The sequence below is a fragment of the Chitinophaga sp. genome, assembly GCF_039596155.1.
Lineage (GTDB): Bacteria > Bacteroidota > Bacteroidia > Chitinophagales > Chitinophagaceae > Chitinophaga.
Genome location: NZ_JBCNKF010000047.1, coordinates 1 through 19,922, shown reverse-complemented (window position 1 = coordinate 19,922; position 19,922 = coordinate 1). Strand labels below are relative to the sequence as shown.

Annotated in this window: 12 protein-coding genes and 1 pseudogene; 2 read left to right on the top strand and 11 right to left on the bottom strand. The window is 47.6% G+C overall.

What is annotated here, in order from left to right; translation table 11 throughout:
- Position 1: 1 nt before the first annotated feature.
- From ABDW33_RS29515 to ABDW33_RS29470, 10 genes are all read right to left on the bottom strand, one after another.
- The gene (locus ABDW33_RS29515; protein WP_343693693.1) at positions 2-3,028 is read right to left on the bottom strand and encodes a TonB-dependent receptor; all 3,027 of its coding nucleotides are present in this window, start codon (positions 3,026-3,028) and stop codon (positions 2-4) included.
- Between the two features lie 302 nt (positions 3,029-3,330).
- A complete protein-coding gene (locus ABDW33_RS29510) occupies positions 3,331-5,163 on the bottom strand; it encodes a 7TM diverse intracellular signaling domain-containing protein (RefSeq protein ID WP_343693692.1) in 1,833 nt (610 codons plus the stop codon).
- A 111-nt stretch (positions 5,164-5,274) separates the two neighbouring features.
- Positions 5,275-6,366 (bottom strand): hypothetical protein, encoded by a 1,092-nt coding sequence (locus tag ABDW33_RS29505; protein ID WP_343693691.1) that lies wholly within the window; start codon positions 6,364-6,366, stop codon positions 5,275-5,277.
- Entirely contained in the window at positions 6,356-7,441 is a 1,086-nt protein-coding gene (locus ABDW33_RS29500) for a hypothetical protein (RefSeq protein WP_343693690.1), read from the bottom strand. Before ABDW33_RS29500 ends, ABDW33_RS29505 begins: the two co-directional genes overlap by 11 nt.
- Positions 7,438-11,376 carry a PAAR-like protein gene (locus ABDW33_RS29495; RefSeq protein WP_343693689.1) on the bottom strand — a complete coding sequence of 1,313 codons (3,939 nt, stop codon included), beginning with the start codon at positions 11,374-11,376 and terminating at the stop codon, positions 7,438-7,440. The genes ABDW33_RS29500 and ABDW33_RS29495 overlap by 4 nt, the downstream gene beginning before the upstream one ends.
- Positions 11,373-12,044, bottom strand: coding sequence for a hypothetical protein (locus tag ABDW33_RS29490; RefSeq protein ID WP_343693688.1), 672 nt, complete (start codon positions 12,042-12,044; stop codon positions 11,373-11,375). The genes ABDW33_RS29495 and ABDW33_RS29490 overlap by 4 nt, the downstream gene beginning before the upstream one ends.
- Complete coding sequence (locus ABDW33_RS29485; protein WP_343693687.1) at positions 12,045-12,530, bottom strand: hypothetical protein; 486 nt, start codon at positions 12,528-12,530, stop codon at positions 12,045-12,047.
- Complete coding sequence (locus ABDW33_RS29480; RefSeq protein WP_343693686.1) at positions 12,530-13,927, bottom strand: DUF3289 family protein; 1,398 nt, start codon at positions 13,925-13,927, stop codon at positions 12,530-12,532. The genes ABDW33_RS29485 and ABDW33_RS29480 overlap by 1 nt, the downstream gene beginning before the upstream one ends.
- Positions 13,928-13,950: 23 nt before the next feature.
- On the bottom strand, positions 13,951-15,798 hold the full coding sequence (locus tag ABDW33_RS29475) for a phage baseplate assembly protein V (protein ID WP_343693685.1): 1,848 nt from the start codon (positions 15,796-15,798) through the stop codon (positions 13,951-13,953).
- Between the two features lie 146 nt (positions 15,799-15,944).
- Positions 15,945-16,457, bottom strand: a complete 513-nt coding sequence (locus ABDW33_RS29470; RefSeq protein WP_343693684.1) for a hypothetical protein — start codon at positions 16,455-16,457, stop codon at positions 15,945-15,947.
- 198 nt (positions 16,458-16,655) lie between these two features.
- On the opposite strand from ABDW33_RS29470, the gene ABDW33_RS29465 reads away from it, so the two are divergent.
- Together ABDW33_RS29465 and ABDW33_RS29460 are read left to right on the top strand one after the other, a co-directional pair.
- Complete coding sequence (locus ABDW33_RS29465; RefSeq protein WP_343693683.1) at positions 16,656-19,046, top strand: ABC transporter permease; 2,391 nt, start codon at positions 16,656-16,658, stop codon at positions 19,044-19,046.
- A 224-nt stretch (positions 19,047-19,270) separates the two neighbouring features.
- On the top strand, positions 19,271-19,657 hold the full coding sequence (locus ABDW33_RS29460; protein WP_343693682.1) for a hypothetical protein: 387 nt from the start codon (positions 19,271-19,273) through the stop codon (positions 19,655-19,657).
- A 4-nt stretch (positions 19,658-19,661) separates the two neighbouring features.
- On the opposite strand, the pseudogene ABDW33_RS29455 reads toward ABDW33_RS29460, so the two are convergent.
- A pseudogene (locus ABDW33_RS29455) lies at positions 19,662-19,922 on the bottom strand (hypothetical protein); the annotation flags it as partial.

Sequence of the window (19,922 nt, the reverse complement as noted above, 5' to 3'; positions counted from 1 at the left end):
GTTAGAACTGTACATTCAGGCCCAGGGTATAGGTCTTTGCTGCAGGATACGTACCATTGTCTACACCCAGTGTCATCAGACTTGCGCTGGAACCGGCATTGGTGGCCTGGTTGTTGGTACCTGTACCGAAACCATTGATTTCAGGATAGTAGCCTTTGTATTTGGTCACCGTGAACAGGTTCTGTGCGGTAGCATATACACGCAGTCCTGCGATACCGATGTGTTTCAGCAGAGACGCATCTACATTGTAGGCCAGTGTTGCGCTGCGCAGGCGGAAGAAGGAACCATCTTCTACGTAGTTGCTGGAAATCTGGCTTTGCAGTAATGCGGCTGCTGTAGCATTGGTACTACCGTTGTCCTTTGCACGCGGAATGTCAGTTACATCACCGGGCTGTCTCCAGCGACGCAGTACTGCAGCGCTTTCATTCGTATAGCCGGTGAGATTTTCGATCTCCATACGGGTTTCATTGTACACTTTGTTACCATGTACCCCGTCGAACAATACATCCAGTGAGAAGTTCTTATAGTGGAAATTAGAATTGATACCGTAAGTATATTTAGGCAATGCGTTGCCCAGGTCCATCATGTTGTCACTGTATACCATATTGCCCGTCTGCGGATCTACGCCCAGGGCTTTGTAACCCCAGAAGGTACCGAGGGAATAACCGTTCCTGATCAGGCCTGTGTAGATAGGTTGTTTGCTACCGCCTACGCTTACACCACCTGTCTGGTAAGAAGTAGTTGAATCCATACCGGTGATCTTGTTATTGTTGAAAGAGATATTGGCACTCAGGTCCCAACCCCAGTCTTTCTTGTCTACGATCACTGCGTTTGCACTCAGTTCCACCCCTTTGTTGATGTCATGACCCGGCAGGTTGACAGCGGTTGTGGCGCCGCCGGTGGTGAGTGGCAACTGTTGGGTAAAGATCATGTCGTCCACTTTCTTGTAGTAATAGTCAGCAGAGAAAGTGATCCTGGATTGCAGGAAGCTCGCATCAAAACCGATATTGGATTGCCTGGCACTTTCCCAGCGCAGATTAGGGTTACCTATCTGGCTGCTAGGGCTCACGCCGGGAAGCGCTGCACCGGAGTTAAAGGAGTAGGCAGAACCAGCACTCAGCAGACTGTAGGTAGGATACAGCATGGTATAGGGTGGCAGGTTACCGGTAGCACCATAACCAGCGCGGATCTTCAGGTTCTGTACAAAGGTGACGTTTTCCATAAATTTCTCCTGGCTCACTTTCCAGCCTACGGATACTGCTGGGAATGTACCCCACCTGTTGTTAACACCTACGCGGCTGGAACCATCTGCACGCAGGGTAGCGGTCAGCAGGTACCTGTCAGCGTAAGCGTACATGACACGACCGAAATAGGAATTGGTTGTCCAGTCGTACCGGCCGGTACCGATAGAATAATTCGTGCTTGCGCCATTCAGGGTTGTCACGGTGCCGGAAGCGAAACCGGTTCCATACTGGCTACCGGTAGCGATTTTTTCTTCCAGGGCGGAAGTACCGACTACTACGTTCAGTGCATGTTTTCCAAAGTGCTTGTCGTACGTCAGGGTATTATCCCAGCTGTAGCGGAATACTTCGGAAGTGTTTTCACGGCCTGCACCAGTGAGGGAGATCCCATACAGGCTGGTGTAAGGGTTCAGGAACCATTCGTAGCGGGAATCTTCCATAATGGCGTTGAACTGGCTACGGTACTTGATATTGAACGGCAGAGAAATCTCTGTGTACACGTTGCCCAGGAGGTTGTTGGCCGTGGTTTTGTTTTCTGACTGCCAGATATCTGACAACGGGTTATCGCCGGAGAAGAAATTGCTGTAACCATACACGCCGGGATAAGGAGCGCCCGCAGGCATCTTAATAGGAATATATTCCGGTGTAACGAGGGCTGCGATCACCGCACCGCCGTTCTGGGTAGAAGCGTTCTGTGGAACGGAGCGCTGATAAGAGCGGTTGTAACTGATGTTGCCTCCAATGCGTAACCAATCCCTGGGTTTCTGGTCCAGGGACAGTTTTACGGAATAACGGTTGAAGTTGGAGCCCACCATGATACCGTCCTGGTTCAGGTAGCCCACATTGAAGTAATAAGTACCTTTTTCAGAACCGCCGGACATACCTACGTTTGCGCCGGTTTGCATGGCCTTGCGGTAGATGAGGTCCTGCCAGTTATTGTTGGTAGAATCGAGATTATAATAAGAAGGCAGGCTTGGTTTAGCACCGTGTATATCCGTCATCAGGTCTACCCACTGGTCGTTGTTCAGTACAGGCAGTTTCTTTACGATCTGCTGCATACCGGTGTATACGTTTGCATCTACTTTCATGGCGCCTTTGGAGCCCTGCTTGGTAGTAATCATCACCACACCGTTCGTAGAACCGGCCGCACCATAGATACCGGCCGCGGAAGCGTCTTTTAACACGGAGATAGACTCGATGGTATTGGGATCGATGGTTTTGATATCGCTGGCCAGCACTCCGTCTACCACGTAGAGTGGTTCACCGCCGTTCGGGCTGCCAATACCGCGCACCCTCACGGAGAGGTCGCCACCTGGCTGACCGGAAGGTACAGACACCTGTACACCCGGGGCTTTACCGGTAATAGCTTCGACAGCGCTCACGATGGGACGGCTGGAAATGTCTTTGGTGGATACAGCGGAAATAGCAGACGTGACGTCCTGTTTCTTCTGGGTACCGTAGCCGATCACGACTACCTCACCCAGGTCAGTTTTACCGTCTGATAAAGTAATGTTGATACTGGAACGGCCGTTGATAGCAATTTCCTGGGAGGTGTAGCCTACGTAGGAAACTTCTAAAGTGGCGGTGCCGGGAGCAGAGAGACTAAAGGAGCCATCGCCCTGGCTGGTGGTTCCCTGGTTGGTACCTTTGACCCTGATGGTGACACCAGGCAAGGCATTTCCTTTACTGTCTTTGATTTGTCCCCTGATGTTGCTGTTCTCCTGTGCGAACAACTGGCAGCATAACATTAACAGGAAGGCTGTCAGGAATGTTACCCTTTTTTTCATAATGTGTGTTTACGTCTGGTTTGATTTTGTGGAAAGGATACGACTTGAGTCAGTTGGCTGATGTCAATTTCATAACGCTTTGTGCGGATAAAGTTAAGGGTATTTACAAGTTCCGATCAAAAATATTTTATCGTAAACAATTGAATTTAAGTAACTTATAAAATAATTGATACGCTTTAATACCGTTGGGCAATACGCTTCAAAAGGCTTGATAATGACGCATTACATAATGATTTTCCCTATATCTGGGAGGAAAACCCTGATACGGTTTAATACCATTTAAAAATAATTTGTTGCTATTGTCAACTATCTTCCCGATCATCTAATACAAGGAGACTCCATCCTTGTCCGCTGGCATTTTTGAGGGCTTTTTTTCTTTCTTCCATCATTTTTGTAATACGGGAGGCATAGGACCAGCAGGTACTTTGGCGGATATCGAGGATTTCGGACAGTTTGTGGGAAGAGATCTTTCCCTTACTGCTGTAAACTAAAAAGGTGAGATAGAAGGCTTTATTAATAGGAATACGGATGTTCTGGTAGATTGTATATGCGGTAGCTGATTCTTCATAGCTGCATTTGGTACAGCGTCGGCTAAAGGGCTGATGGCCGGGATAATAATTATCGTTCCCGCATTTGCGGCAATGGAAAGGGCCTGTCCATTTCAGGTCGGCCAGGAACCGGAGGCAGCTTTCCTTGTCGGGATAGATCTTGCTAAACTCTTCAAAATCAAGGGAGGTAGAGAGGGCACGGGCACGGCTCACCTCTTCTACATTGGTTTGCAATTGCTTATTGTGTTGCTCCAGCAGGGCGTTCATGCGGGAGATCTCCGCAGCCTGTTCAGAGATTTCCCGGGTTCTGGCTTTGACCTGTGCCTCCAGTTCTTTGTTCAGGTTGTCTTTCAACCGGGCATTTTCCGTCATTTGCCGGATCATCTGGCGGTGGGCTTTGTCTCTTTTGCGTTTTAGGAGGCGCACCTTATCGCCAACGGCAAAGCTGAGGAAGAACATTTCCAATATAAAGCAGCAACTGAGGCTATAATAGCTGATAGCCCCAAAGTTCAGCCAGGTGTAGCCCAGCATAATGAAGAACTTGAGCATAAAGCCGAGGAAGAGAAATGCATAGCCCAGTACAAAAAACCGGGCGGGCCGGTAGCCTTTGGCCCACACGTAGATGCCGGTATAGAAAGCGACCGCCAGGGGAAGGATCTCTATAAATTTATAATTAAACCAGTATGGGTCGATCAGGAGGCATGCCAGGAAGTAAAGGCACCGGAGTGCAATGACAACATGGACCATGCGGTAAAGAAACGGATGCCGGACTTTGAGGTGGAGCAGGCTGCTGGTAAACAGGAGTGCGAAAATGCTCATCGTGAGGAGTGGCCAGGCGAAAGCCTGTTGGTTCCAGAGGGGCCAGTTGGGCCAGAGCAACTGGTAGGCAATACCATCAGTGCATAGTTCGTACAGGGCTACACTCATCACATATAATACATAATACAGGTATTGACGCTGCCGCATGGCGATGAACATGATCAGGTTGTAAAAGCTGAAAATGAGGATCATACCATAAAAGATACCGAAGGTGAGGTATTCGGAGAGCGCATAGCCTACGAAACGGTCGATGGAGCGCAGGACGATTATAATATCCGCTGTCTGGGAGGATTGGATCCTGAAATAATAGACGGCGCTGTCATGCCGGAAGTTGTCCAGGGGTATTTCGAAGTTCTTGTGGCGAAACCATCTTTGGGCAAAGGGGTATCGGGCCCCGAGTTGCACTTCTTTGAAATGGCCGGCGGTATCGGGCAGGTAGGCCTGGATATCATCTATAGTTTGATCGAAGAATTCGAGCAGGTAGTATTTGTCTGCTTCGGGGTTGTGGCCGATACGGATACGGTACCAGCGAACGGCGCCGAGCTGGCGGTTCTGTGGCGTGCTTTCCAGGCTGGGGCGGAATTGCGCCTGCACGGCAGGCTGTGTAATGTCGTGGATACGCAGGTTGCCTTGCGGATCATTCAGGTATTCGATCTGGGAATAGGTGAAAATGTGTTCGTTCAATGAGCTGTCGATGCGCACTATCTGTTGCCCTCTCGTGATAGTGGATAAGAACAGCCATGCCCCCCAAAGTAACCAATTACGCATAGGGGGCAAAAGTACGGTTATTTGAAAAAAACCAAAGAAGGATGCAGGTAAGTTTTATCCGGGTACTGATGTATGATATACCCGGGCGGTTCCTGCCTGCAAATTGATGACCTACTCTCCGTACAGGTCCTTCACGGCTGGCAGGTTGAAGTAATTTTGCTGCTTCAGGTAATCCTGTATTCCTTTGTCCCTCGGCTCCAGGTTAAAGATCAATTCGGTGGATGGCCAACCTGGTCCGCCAAATTTATCATGGAGTGGAATAAAGATATTATCTACGTAGGCTGCTATTTTCCGCTTTTCATTCAGGGTATAATCATTGTTATTATCTTCATACAGTTTGAAAACAAAATTATACAGTGCGTCTAACAGTTGATGTTCATCTTTGTTTGTGTGGTCTTTTACCCAATTCAACAATCCTTCCCTGATCACCAGTTGTTGTTTACAATCTCTCCGGAAAATAATGCCTGCCACCGTTGCCGCGTGATCATCTCCACCAGTCAGGAATTCCTTCATCACCAGGTCATTGAGCTTTGGATCTTTGGTATAGCCATAAGACTTTACCAACGCTGTCACAAAGGCATCGTTCTTCTGAATGAGGGTATCCAGGTCTGCTTTACTATCATTGAATAAATACTTATTAATCGATACCAGCGTTTGTTTTTCCGCCAGGTCAATTTTAAAATGCTCATTATCTGTGAAAGTACCAAGCCCGGAAATCAGGGGTATGTGTGTAATAAACTGGTATTCCTTTGATACGGATATATCATCGGTCATGAGGGGAAATTGATAGTCTTTATTGGATAACGGCCCTTCCCACAGCATCGTGAATTTCCCATACTCTTTTACCCGGCAACTATTACCGGGAAGGAAATTCTCCGCGAAGATCTCCTGTAGTTTCTTTTGAAAGATATCTTTAGCCGGCGGCACATAGCCTTTTGCTTTGAGGATTTCAGCGATTACAGGCAGCGCGGCATTCATATCCTGCTCCTGGTAATGATAACTGCCGCCGCCTTCATCATCGAGGTGTGCCTGCATATCAGCCTGTTTTTTCAATTCAGGATTGGTGATCACCAGCTCCTGCTGTTGAGGCTGTGCAGGTGCCTGCGACAGTGTGTCCGCTGCCTGCTTATGCTGTGTAGCGGCTGACTGGCAGCCCATACTACCTGTTACTATTGCGATGATAATTAAAAACTTATTCCCCATACAAATTCTTTACGGCTGGTAAATTGAAATACTGCTGTAGTTCCAGGTACTTCATGATGTCTTTATCTCTTGCTTCCAGGTTAAATATCAACTCTTCCGCAGGCCAGTCGCCACCTTTGCCATACTTGTCTTTGAGCGGAATAAATGTATTATCTACGTAAGCGGCGATTTTCCGCTTTTCCTGCTGTGTAAAATCGCTTTTATCTTCATACAGTTTGAAGGCATAGTTATAGAGTGCACTGATCAACCTATGCTCCTTTGTATCTGTATGATCTGCGATCCATTTCAGCAAACCTTCTCTGATGACCAGCTGGTGGTTGCAATCTTTTTTGAAAATAATACCGGCCACTTTTGCCAGTTCGTCATCATCTTCTCTCAGGTATTCATTCATCACAAGGTCGTTGATCTTCTGATCTTTTGTGTAGCCGAATGAAGTGACCAATACCTTCAGAAAGGCAGTATCCTCATTCAGTAAGATCGCCAGATCTGCCTTGCTGTCGTTAAAGAAGTATTTATTTCTGGAGATCAGTTTCTGTGTGTATTTCGTATCAATCTTAAAGTGAACGGTATCTACAAAAGTGCCCAGTGATGAGATCAAAGGGATCTGCCAGATAAAAGGAATTTCCTTTGCCGCCACAACATCGTCAGACATCATGGGGAATGGGGTCTCTATGGTATTTCCTTCGTAGAGCATCGTAAATTTTTCATATTCCTTTACCCGGCAGCTGCCTCCGGCACTAAAGCTTTCGGCAAAGATTTCATGTAGTTTCTTATCGAATGCATCTTTTGACGGTGCCACATATCCTTTCGCTTTGAGAATATCTGCAATCACCGGCAGTGCTACATTCAGGTCTTTTTCTGCATACCTGTAATTGCCACCGCCTTCATCATCCAGGTGCTGTTGTAATTCGCCCTGCTTTTTAAATTCGGGATTAGTCATAATGATTGCTTCCTTTGCTTCTGTTTGTTTTGTTGTATCCTGTTGTTGCTGTCCGTCTGTTACCGCGTGTTCACCAGTTCCAGGCTGACAGCTCAAACATCCCATTATTCCAATTAAGACAATTACATATCTCATTCTGAAAATTTTATGCCGATATGAAAGTGGTCCTGATGCACACTGGCATAGTCGCCACTTGAGTGCTTGATGCCAGCTTTGTACGTATAATTATTTACATAGTTCCACTTAGAAGCAAGTTCTAATAAAAATTCCAGCTTCGCAACAAAATCTTCTGTAGAAGGAAACGCCTTTGCAGCCTGCGACCACATGACCTGGCCGGCTGTATTCGGACTACCCGGATAACGAATATCTACGTCCACTCCTACCCTATGAGAACTGTGCCCGATGTTACGTGCATCATTTGCAGAGATATCATTGTAATAAAGGGTGTCCGTGTATCCTTTTACGGGCAGACAAAAGAAAAAGCCCAGCAGATGTGCGGCCATTTCAGGAGAGGCGTAGTTATCACCGCCTTTATCCCTCGTACCAAAGCGGCCCCAGTTAGGTCCTGTTTCAGGAAAAGGAAGCAAGCGGATATCAACTTTGTTGCCCCTGAAGGTGCTCTTCATCTCTTCTGCATTGATATACTTTGTATACACCGATTTTTTGTTCACGATCACCTCGTACCGGTACTGTCTGGACGCCAGGTTTTTGTATTCGTAGGTGACGGTGAAGTTGTCAACATCAATCCTGTAGCGGTTACAGTCTTTCTCCGGCACGACATCCCCGTATTTACACTCATTCACTTTGAAGACGATAGAAGTATTCTTTTCAAACGCTTCCTTCTTTACACCATAGGCTGTTTTTCCACCGGACAGTTGCTGGTCTGCGCCGACGATGACGCTGATGACGTTTTCATCTTTCTGCTTGTTGGCCACATGCGCGATCTTGTATATTTTCCAGAACGCCATAGAAGCCAGCAGGGAGATCTTTGCATTTGTCCGCAGCAATTCGGGGTTGGCCACGATGTCTCCACCTTCCTTGCTGGTATAGGCATTGGCTACGGTATAGTTGCTTCGGCCGGTGAGCTGCAACGGCCCCATTCCGCGAAATTTCCAGCCGTCTCCTTCCTGTGTATTCCCCAGTTCAACGCCCTTCTCGGATTGCGGACCGTAAGCGTAATTAGCGACTTTCTTCTCCCCTTCTTCGTCCAGCCCGTTTATATTTTCTTCCGTCTGCCGGCCTAATTCTTTTGCTTTTATTTTCCCTTCGGCTGTTCTGAATGCTTTGAACCTGTTCAGCCGCTTGTACCAGTAGTTGAAATTTTCATCTTCTGTAATATTCAGCGTATCGCCCGATTCACCTTTCACCTGTGCGAAAAAATGTGCTTTGTTCCAACAGGTGTTCATATTCAGTTCCGCCATGTACTTGGTGTAGTTCGCTGCAATGGCTTTCAGATCATCTGCATTGGCTTTTGTAAAGATCTGCTGTAACTGGGCCAGGGTGACTTCTGCATTACAGTTGGGACAACCGGTCGTGGTCTGTGCTTTTTGCGCAGGTTCATTCTTCAGTACTGCCGGGGCATTTTTATCTGCCAGTTTATTCCATTCATCGGCTTTTGCATCGGACATCTTCAGGTGCTGGAAGAAATAGATCTGCTCGGCCTTATGGGCATTTTCATCTGCTACATCCTTCGGATACATGAATGATTTGGTTTCATCTGCTTTGATCACAAGATAAAAGGCGCGGTATCCATCATTCCTTGTCTTGTCTCCACTCTTCAGTTCATTTGTATCGAAATTGATCGTAACGACTTCGGTGTTGTCAGGCCTGATCTTTTTAGACTTAATCAGTTCATCCTTGTCTTTATTTTTATTCTCCCAGAATTCGATTGTCAAATCCTTGCCGGCCAGGTTGGCTGTCTGGATCTTAATATCAATTTTCTCACCATACTTGTATACCCTGTATGCCAGGTTACCATTGGATTCAAAGTATTTTACATCTACGATCTCCGGCTTTTTTGAAATGTAGACATACTTACCTGTTTCTGCCCCGCGCATATTACTTTCCTTCGCCGGGAAGATATACTCTTTCCCTTTGCAGGTCAACTTTTTTACGCCGTCAAACTGGAGGCCTGACCGGGTGGGCAGCATGGCAAAAAACACATCGTAATAATCTCCTTCAAACCACAGTTCACTCAGTTTGCCCTTCAGGTCATTTGTATTGATATCGATACTCAACAGGCCATCTGCCCCGAAAGTGCCTTTTTTAGGCCCCAGAATGTAGTTAGGTTCCGTGTTCTTATCAGCTTCCAGGATATGCAGTTCCACCTCCTCATTCGCCGCATTTTCACTTTTAACGATCATTTTGAGCGTCTCATTCCAGCCTGCCTTCGCCTTATATGCACCATCTTTGTCGCCAAAGTACCAGGCGTCGATCTTTGCAAAGTCTGCATTCACTTCCAGGACCTTTGTCGAAGTACCCAGCGAAGCGGTCACCGTTACTTTTCCTTTGTGGCTGGCAAAAACACCGGAGATCTTATCACCTTTACCGGAGGATGGGATCCAGGTGAACGGACCATCTTTAGCGGCGTCGTAAGGCATCTTTGTGATGGCTACGATGTTATATTGCTTGCCAACGATCCAGTTTTTATTCCCATTTTCTTCTTTGACTTCGGTAATGGTATTGTAGGCGACTTCAAACTGCCAGTCGTCTTTCTGATGGGCATTCGGGGCATTCTTCTTTGCATTCCAGGCATCTGCAACGGATACATATGCTTCCACCACATACTTTCCCGGGTTGGTAAAGTACTGGTTGCCATCCAGCTGGAGGGTTTTACCGGTACCCACTATTTTACCGTTCAGCTGCCATTTGATCTGCCCTGCTTCAAAGTCTTCCACCTGTGTGGTATAGGTCATCTCACTTACTTTGAAAGACATACTGGTACGTGGCCGGATGACAGTGGTATTCTGATCGTTGGTCACGGCAACTACGCCATTTGCTTCGGACTTCATTTCCTTTGTCACCACCTGTTCTCCCATTTTTGCGGTCACCGTGTAGGATGTAGCGGAGTTATCGACCTTAAAAGTGATCTTGTCGGTACCGGCATCGGTGGTAGCAATTACGTTGCCCGCTGCATCGGTGACCAGCATAGACACCAGTTGTTTTTCTTCGGCGGTAGGTGGATCTATTTCATATACGGCGCTGACGGTTACGTTCATACCTCTTCTCACCCGGTACTGGTCCTTAACAAAGTGGCCCAGTAACCCGTCCATGGAGAATTCATCTTTGAGTTTGTTGACGGCGACAGTCACATCGACGGAGCAGCTGGGATCGCCTTTTCCATTGGCACCATAGGCCATTACCCGGTAAGTACCGACGGTATCAAAGTTCATGTTGAAATCGGGACCGATGGTCTCGAAGGTGAGTGTACCGGTTTCTGAAAAGCCATGTCCTTTAAACACTTTCCAGCTCACTTTGGCTTTATCTGCATTGCCGGGATTGAAATAGTCTTTCACCCTGAAAGTTACATTTTCATCTACACGGGTCACCAGTTCAGGCACTTTCTTACCACTTTCGACGGCATCTTTTGAAGAAGCAGCTTTCCCTTCGATAGATTTCACTTTCGGGAGCTGTAAATTACTGTCGGGGGGTGCTGCCATGGGGTTCAGGGCTGCCATTGTGGACACTTCCACATTGTCAAAGTGTGCACTGCTTACCTGTGCGACCTGTCCGTGGTTGATGATGGAGATACAAGGTGTTCCCCCCACTGCGCAGGTAGCTTTGCTATCTTCGGTGAGGATCTTTCCGCCATTGGTGAGGGTGATCTTATTATAAAAGCTATCCCATTTTGTGATGTTCACATTACAGGCACTGTTCACTTTACTACAACGGCCAAAGGTTTTTGCTTCCAGCGGCTGGCCAATATCTTTCGTACTGGCAATCGGTTTAGCATCGCCGGTGCCATCATTGATATAATCACGGTCGTTGGAGGCGATCTTCAACTTGTCGGGGGAAGCACCAAAGTCGCATTTGCAGGTAGCTCCCTGTACTACAAAGTGTTTTTCACTCATACTACAGTTTCTTTAATCGGATTACAAACGGCCGTAAGTTGCGTACGGCGGGGACTTCCATCCTGTTCAAAATGCCATTCGGCAGTGATGGTGTCGATCATCTTCGTCATTTTATTGACAGTAAATTTAATATCGTGTTCATAGGGCACCGGTTCTTTGAACGGGATTAGCTGGTATGCTGTGCGGCTTCCGCCCATGGCCAGGTTGCACCAGCAGGTCAGGAACAGATCCTGTTGCAGGGCACGCAGTACGGCATTTTCATCCTGTATTGTCCGGCCGGTGGCACTGATATATTCAGCGGCTCCCTGGCCTGCAAAGTATTCCTGCAGGCGGGGTTCTTTCTCTTCCCATCTTTTCAATATCTCAGGATGATTGAAAATCCGGGTGATGCTTCCATCGGCGGCTACACATACCTGCAAGGGATACAGGAGCTGTCCGCACTGTGCGGCGAGGTCTGCAGCGAGGTAATCGGACGCAGCATCGCCGTTGATCGTCACCTCTCCCCGATCGAACTGAAAGAAGGTCCGCTGATCATCTTCAACTTTCATGCGGCTTACAGACATGGTGAATTCCAGTACAGCCGGCGATTGCATCCTGACCGTGTATTCCACCGGGGTCAGGATATCCACACGGGGCGCCCGCTTACCAAATATGTTAAAGAAGCCCATTTACTGTGCACATTTATTTTCCAGTGTATCCATTTTACTACCGGCAGGGGTATTGATTTCCATTGTCCATATCCCATGGAGAGAATCGCCGATACAGCGTTCGTAGCGGTATTCCCCCCTGTAATCCGCTAGTTCCTGGTTGATATCGTTATGAACATCCCAGTAGTCTTCCCTGCCTTTCTGATAGCTTTTGGTATTGTCAGACAACCGGTAGAACTGAATAAAATACCGGACGTAGTGTGCTTCCACATCTTGTTTGTTCACTGCACTATCGCAATATTGCTGAATGATTTGCCGGATGCTGTCGGCGGAGTTAGGCGGATTCTCAATCAGGGCATATCGGTAAAAGCCGGGGCCATAATTACCGTTCACTTCTACTGTTGCCTGATGATCCAGTTTATCTAAGTATATCACATGCGTGCCGGTTGGTTTCGTCGAACAGGCGAATAATCCACATATCAGTAGTAGTAAAAAAGTATACTTCATTATCGCTTATTTTTCCTTTCCTGTGCACCCTCATTGATATTGCCGGAAAATTCTTTTGTAAATACCATTTTAGTTAAGAAGGGTTTGTAGCCCCTGAGATGTTGTAAGAGGAACCAGGCGCGGAAGCCGGCGCCCCATGAATAGAACTTCTCCATGTCCGGAAGATCCAGACCGAAGTGGTCCCAGAGCTGTACTTCGTAACGTGCTTTGTAGTTGTCGCCTGTTTGCTTAAAACTTAGTAAGGTTACTTTATAGCTCCACACGTCGTTGACTGCGATGGTGAGGCCTTTGATCAGGTTATAGTCCCTGCTGTATGGAAAGGCAGGATGGCCATAGGGATGAGAGGTTTTGTACCCCGCTTCACTACCTGTATAGATCTTTTTGTCTTCCATGTTGATCAGTTCCCCGCCTGCCTTTTTGATACGTTCTGCCATTTCATCTTCTATCCCTGTACAAAAGCGTTGGGTAGAAGGGTTGGCCTGTGCGGCAGCGGTGAGTTTGGCATTTTCGTACACCCCTCCTTCATTCTTCTGGAACTTGCTGATCATCGATTTGATGTTGTCGTTCAGATCGCCCCTGGCCATGGTTTCGACCATGATCCGGAAGTCGAGGAAGAGCGCGTCGTCACTGCTGGCAGCATTGGACAACTGCATAAGGTAACCGGTGTTCAGGATCTGCTTTTCACTGTAGATGGCGCTATAGGCGCCGTTGCTGGCTGCATTGGCATATTTCGCGTCTCTTTTAATATCGAAGCCGTCGTTGACATAAGCATTCTTATAGGCATCCACTTCCCCTTTCGTGTACACCGGGCGTTTAGCTACGCCTTTACCGAAAGCCATGTCATTGGCGATGTCGGTACCATCTTCGTTAAGGCCGGGAGTGCGGTAGACGTCGACAACCAGCGGCAGGTAGATGATCTTTGTAGTGGCGACCACTTTTGTATCCGGCTTGCGGAAAAAGGCATATACGCTCACTTCCTTATCAACGGTATTTCCGTCGACGGTGATAGATTTATAGGCCACACCTTTCTCGACGCGGGTGGTGCCGGTTTTAAAATGGGTGATTGTTTTGCCACCATCAAAGGAATAGGCCCAGGCGACCAGCCGGAGTTGGTTGTCGGGTAGCTGCTCACTGAAGGAAGTTGCTTTGAATTCGTAGGTATTGCCGTTAACAACGCTTTTGGGGCCTTCAACTTTCAGTACTTTGACGGTGGTACCTGCATTTAGTACAACGGGGTCATTTTTGTGAAAGGAAACGCCTTCCTGCTTGCCGTGCAGCTGGATCCGTTTGCCGGACTGCAGGTTTGTTTCACCGGCACTGTTCCAGCGGACTTTCTCACCGTTTTCCGTATAATTTTTGGCGACAATGACGAGGCTTCCCGTACTGTTATCTCCCATGGTTCTTCAATTAAAGATGAGGATCAGAATAGTTTGGATTTCTCTGCGCTCTTGATGGCGACTGATTTTCCTGAGTTGATGGTCATCTCTTCTTTGGAGCTGTCCACTTTCACCTGTTCGGCAGTTTTCTCAATACTTTTAGCCTGCACATCCATATTTTCTGATGCAATTTTGGTAATGTTAGTTGCGCTCAGTTTATAGTCATTCACAGAGTACTGTGTGATGCTGTCACCGGCGTTGTGCATGATATTCATGCCAGCGCTGGCGGTCAGGTCATAACCGGCACTGTTACTGAGGTAGGTACCGGCGGTGACATCTACACTTTCAACTGCGATGATGTTGATATTGCGGGCTTGTATTTTGATGTTCTGGAGTGCTGTGATAGAGATGTTCTGACCGTTGGTATCCATCACGATGGTATTACCTCCTTTGTCGTTGATGGTAATGAATTCCTGTCCGGCAGTATCGTCAAGGCGGATGGTGTGACCGCTGCGGGTACGGATGGCTTTGATATTATTATCGGTATCGCCGTAGTCCGTTTTACCGCCGCCGTTATAGAGTGTACCGGTAATGTAAGGTGCTTCGGGATTGCCGCCTTCGAAATCTACCCATACTTCTTCGCCTGTTTCAGGCAGGAAATAAAAGCCTTTGTCGCCACCGCCATGGGGCTGAATGATGCGGACCCAGGGAGTCATCCCGTTTTGCCAGTTGAAACGAACGCGTACGCGGCCCAGGCCTTTTGGATCGAAATTTTCCACTACGACAGCGCTTTGTGCTTCGCAGTAAGGGATATTTTCGATGTTCATGGGAGGTACGGCGGTTGCTGCGGGGATGCCTTCGAAGAGATTGTAGTATTCACCGTTGCCATCGCAGAAATGTTCCAGGGAGGTAAGCAGGAATTCACCATGATCAGCGGTGGAGTAGATATTTTCCTGTATGCTGATGGTATCTCCGAGCCGCAGGGCAGTACTTTTACTACGCCCGCTGATGAGCACCATCTGGGCCATCTGGGCCTGTTGCTGGCGCTTACCGGTGTTTTCCAGTTCTTCTTTAGCATTACTGCTGAAAGCATGGGGTACCTTGTAAGTGAAGGCACGGTTATAGAGTTTATCGCTGATGTTCTTCGCGGTTTGCGTGTAGTTGTCCAGGTTACCGGGAGAAATACTGTTCGTATTGAAATCCACATCGGAATAGTTCCTGTACTCCTGTCCTTTCAATGCCTGGTTGTTGGGAACAGTTCTGAGGGAGATGTTGTACTCCACGAGGTTCACCTGGTGGAAAAGCGTCACTTTTTGCGGGGTATTCTTTCCGAAGATGATCCGCTGGCCGTTATAAAAGAACCATTCGCCGAAGCGCTGGGACAGGCGGTGCAGGAACTGGAAGCCGGTTTCTTTATACTGGACAATGTATTTTAATTGTGCGGAGTACTCCGGGTTGACCTCGGGAGAACCGGGGAAGGCGCTGCTGGTCTTTAATACAGTGTTGACAATATTGGCAAGGTTCTGTGTTTCGAAAGACTGGATGTGCGGATTGCCATCGAGAAGGATGGTAGGACTGGATGCGTAGACAGTACAGTGCCCGTTGATCGAATTACTTTCTTTGCCAAAGGTAACGGCAGTCACAACGCCATTGAAAGATAGTGGTGTACCATTACCGGTACCTTCCATACTTTCGACGGTCATGCGTACTTCTTTCCCTAAAAAAGATTGTCCGGAAGAAACGGGATCCTTCCCCAGTTTCAGCAACCAATCGTATCCAATCCTGATTTCCAGTGCGTGATGCCCTGTCATGGATTGCTTCAGGTGAAGGGAATGAAATTGCTTGAATTGTTCCTCTCCTATTGATACAGAAGTTTGGGTATATAAGGCCATTCGCTCAATAATTGATATGGTAATGCGGTTAACGAATAGGTTAAGTATTTACAAACAGCCCGAAATTATAAAAAAATTTTGAATCTGTTGTTTAAACAGGCATATTTTAATTATTAATGATTAAAAATAATATCTAAATAATTTATCTACGAAGCGGTTACGAATTCATAGAAGTTAGCGATATCATTGATTGCTTCGAGAACATCCGGATATGCGCGATTTGCATTCAACCAGTAGACGCGGTAACCATCCGGACTACAGGTAAATAATTCATCTTTGATGGCTGAAAGCGTGGCTTCTGCTTGGGGGAACGAAGTATTAAACTGGTAGTTACCGGTACCTGCTACGACTGTCAGCAATCCCACGCTCATATCGGGGCTTTCACCTACTTTGACAAGGTCCTGGTAATCGCAGCATTCCATGTTATTGACGAGGTAGCTTTTGCCGCCGGCTACGACCATTTGATAAGGGAACTGGTACCCTATTGCATCGGGTGTAGGGTCTATCCGGATGAAGGTGGCAGGTCTGTTGGAAAAAGCCATGAGTAATATATCTGTTACGATGCGCTCTTTCCATAATTTCACATGAGGGATGGCAGACAACATAGGCAACTCTATACAAACGCCGGCATCGCCGATCTTTCTAATACATATTTCCATAATAAAGGGGTGTTGGATCGAAGTTAAGGTACCCGAACAAGCAAGTAAGTTAATACTAAGTTAACAAGTTTCTGTAAAAAAAAAGCGGACAGGCGATGTATCAAAAGCGGACAGTGGGTGTTTTATAATTCACTGATAATGAATAATTTTCTTTCTGGCAGGGTTTTTCCGCACTGCTGGAATACTTAACCCAGGGCTATGCACAGGAATTATTTTAAAATGGCGGTGAGGTACCTGTTTAAGAACAAGGTACATTCTTTTATTAATATACTCGGACTCTCAGTTGGGATGACGGTAGCGATGCTGATTGGGTTATGGATCAGGGATGAATTTACGTATGATCGCTTTCCGGTGCATTACGACCGTATTGCGCAGGTGTATAAGAGCCAGGTGTTCAATGGCGACACGAAGACCAGCAAGGCCATCAGTATGCCACTACCGGTGGCATTGAAAGAGCATTACGGGGCATATTTTAAGGCGATGTCCATGAGTTCATGGACCTGGGGGCATATACTGGCAGCTGGCGATAAGCAATTGGTGCAGCGGGGGAACTTTATGGAGGCATCGGCGCCGGAGATGTTTAGTATGAAGATGCTCCGGGGTGATCGTACAGCGCTGGCGGATCCGGGTAGTATCCTGCTTTCGCAGACGGCAGCGAAGGCATTGTTTGGAGACATGAACCCAATGGGGCAACTGGTGAAACTGGACAACCAGGAGAGCTTCAAGGTAACGGGGGTATATGAGGACTTTCCGTATAACAGTAGTTTCAGTGACATTTCCTTTATAGCGCCGTGGGCGTATTATGCCAATAATCCAAACCTGGTAAAGCCAAGGTCAAAGAATGACTGGGGGGATAATTCTTACCAGTTGTATGTGCAGCTGGCGGACCATGCGGACATGGATAGCGTGAGTGCAAAGATTGCGCATGTAACGATGAAGGAGGCAGATGCTTTTATTAAACAATATACACCTGCGATCCTGTTACATCCGATGAGTCGCTGGCACCTGTATGCGAAGTTTAAGAATGGGGTGGCAGTGGGAGAACTTTTGCAGTATGTGTATCTGTTTGGCATTATAGGCGTGTTTGTGTTATTGCTGGCATGTATCAACTTTATGAACCTGACTACGGCGAAGAGTGAGAAGCGGGCGAAAGAAGTGGGTATCCGCAAGTCGATCGGATCGCTTCGGCAGCAGCTGGTGGCGCAGTTCTTTACAGAGTCATTGTTTGTAACATTCATTGCTTATATCCTATCCATTACTTTTGTATGGCTGTTATTGCCGTCTTTCAACGAGGTGGCGGATAAACACATTGCGTTGCCCTGGGATAGTCCTTTGTTCTGGCTGGCCGGCCTGACCTTCACCGCGGTAACGGGAATAATAGCGGGTAGTTATCCGGCGTTTTATTTATCTTCTTTCCAGCCGGTGAAAGTATTGAAAGGGGCCTATAAGGCGGGTAAACTGGCGGCTATGCCCAGGAAGGTATTGGTAGTGTTACAGTTTAGTGTATCTATTACCCTGATCATTGGAACGATCGTGGTGTTTAAGCAGATCGAATTTGCAAGGAACCGTCCGGTGGGATATAACAGGGAGGGATTGGTGACTGTGCCTACGATTACGGATGCAATAGCGAACCACTTCGAGGCGTTCAGGCATGAGTTGATGGCGACGGGTAAGATTGATGAAGTGGCATTTTCCACGAGTGCGGCGACCACGGTGAATAATAATACGAGTAGTGTAAACTGGCAGGGAAAGGATCCGAATATGACCGTTGATTTTGCAAATATCGGGGTCACGTTTGGATACGGCAAAACAGTGGGCTGGCAGTTTACAGATGGCAGGGATTTCGATGCGGGAATGCTGACGGATTCAGATGGGATGGTGATCAATCAGCGTGCGGTGGATTATATGAGTCTGAAAAATCCGGTGGGACAGTATATTACCAAGGGGGGAAGGCAGTTTAAGATCCTGGGTGTGGTAAAGGACATGGTGATGCAGAATCCCTATGAGCCGGTCTCCCCCACCCTGTTTTATATCAGGAATGGGTTTCGTGACAATTATGTCAATATCAGAATCAATCCGAAAGTGAGTCCGCCGGAGGGGGTACAGCTGATAGAAGCAATGTGCAGGAAGTACGATCCGGAAAGTCCGGTGAATTATCAGTTTGCCGACGCGGAGTATGCAGCTAAGTTTAAAGATGAGATGCGTATAGGAAAACTGGCGGGGATATTTGCGGTGCTGGCTGTTTTTATATCCTGTTTAGGATTGTTTGGGATGGCATCGTTTATGGCGGAGCAGCGGACGAAGGAACTGGGGATCAGGAAGATCCTGGGGGCGTCTGTATTTAGTTTATGGGGGATGTTGTCGCGGGAGTTTATTGTGCTGGTGGCGATTTCGTTTTTGATAGCGCTGCCATTGGCACATGTAGGGATGCAGGCCTGGTTGCAAAGGTATACGTATAGAACAGATATGCCATGGTGGGCATTTTTGGTGGCGGCTGGAGGGGCGATGGTCATCACGTTGCTAACGGTGAGTATCCAGGGGATCCGGGCGGCAATGATGAATCCTGTGAAGAGTTTGAGAACAGAGTAATTTTTTATTAAATAATCTGAAGGATATTCAGGATACGCGGTTGGTGCAAAGTAAATTTTATCCGGCGGAATCCGGATGATTGTTGGCCGGAAATTTAATATAACCGGTTTCCGGCGCTTCAACCTACCCTGCGTCCACCTCGGTTTTTGCGTATAAATACTTGATTGTTATGTAATTGAAATCCACTAACTTGCCATCATATTAATCCCAAAACATTTCACTGTATGAAAAAGCTACTCTTGCTTTCATTGTGCGCCCCTGCGGTGTTACTTCTCTCATTTTCATTCCAGCAGGTACCGGGCGTAAAACGCGTGAGCACGCACCTTTACACAGTTTCCAAAGTCGCCAGCAAACGCGTGTCTGTGAGTGACCAGGAAGAGATCAAACGTGTCGTAGCGGAGCACTATGGCATTAAGGATTTCGGTCGTGGAGCAATTACCATTGCGTCCAACAATCCGCTGAACAGGAAGATGGGCGGAATTCTTGACAACTCAATTTACAAAGATTGGGTATCTACCAAGTTCATTTTCTGGAAGCAGATTAAAACACTGCCGGAAGAAGTGATCAAGGCGAACGAGATTATGAGCCGCTATGCACCGGCCGTTAAGTAACTGGCTACAGCGATGGCTGGCGGATAGCCTGTCGGCCATCGTGCTGTTTGGCGCAAGGTGGGGAGTGTGTAGGGTTGGTGAAGGTTGGCGGGAGCAGGCGGTTGGCAGGTTTGGGTGGAGAGTGTGTACGGTTGGTGAAGGTTGGCGGGAGCAGGCGGCTGGCAGGTTTGGGTGGAGAGTTTGTGCGGTTGATGAGGGTTGGTGTGATCAGGGCACTGGCAGGTTTGGCTGGGGAGTGTGTGCGGTTGGTGAGGGTTGGCGGGAG

Excerpts from the sequence above, each read along its gene's own strand:
- ABDW33_RS29515 (WP_343693693.1), bottom strand. The coding sequence starts at position 3,028 with ATGAAAAAAAGGGTAACATTCCTGACAGCCTTCCTGTTAATGTTATGC.
- ABDW33_RS29510 (WP_343693692.1), bottom strand. The coding sequence starts at position 5,163 with ATGCGTAATTGGTTACTTTGGGGGGCATGGCTGTTCTTATCCACTATC.
- ABDW33_RS29505 (WP_343693691.1), bottom strand. The coding sequence starts at position 6,366 with ATGGGGAATAAGTTTTTAATTATCATCGCAATAGTAACAGGTAGTATG.
- ABDW33_RS29500 (WP_343693690.1), bottom strand. The coding sequence starts at position 7,441 with ATGAGATATGTAATTGTCTTAATTGGAATAATGGGATGTTTGAGCTGT.
- ABDW33_RS29495 (WP_343693689.1), bottom strand. The coding sequence starts at position 11,376 with ATGAGTGAAAAACACTTTGTAGTACAGGGAGCTACCTGCAAATGCGAC.
- ABDW33_RS29490 (WP_343693688.1), bottom strand. The coding sequence starts at position 12,044 with ATGGGCTTCTTTAACATATTTGGTAAGCGGGCGCCCCGTGTGGATATC.
- ABDW33_RS29485 (WP_343693687.1), bottom strand. The coding sequence starts at position 12,530 with ATGAAGTATACTTTTTTACTACTACTGATATGTGGATTATTCGCCTGT.
- ABDW33_RS29480 (WP_343693686.1), bottom strand. The coding sequence starts at position 13,927 with ATGGGAGATAACAGTACGGGAAGCCTCGTCATTGTCGCCAAAAATTAT.
- ABDW33_RS29475 (WP_343693685.1), bottom strand. The coding sequence starts at position 15,798 with ATGGCCTTATATACCCAAACTTCTGTATCAATAGGAGAGGAACAATTC.
- ABDW33_RS29470 (WP_343693684.1), bottom strand. The coding sequence starts at position 16,457 with ATGGAAATATGTATTAGAAAGATCGGCGATGCCGGCGTTTGTATAGAG.
- ABDW33_RS29465 (WP_343693683.1), top strand. The coding sequence starts at position 16,656 with ATGCACAGGAATTATTTTAAAATGGCGGTGAGGTACCTGTTTAAGAAC.
- ABDW33_RS29460 (WP_343693682.1), top strand. The coding sequence starts at position 19,271 with ATGAAAAAGCTACTCTTGCTTTCATTGTGCGCCCCTGCGGTGTTACTT.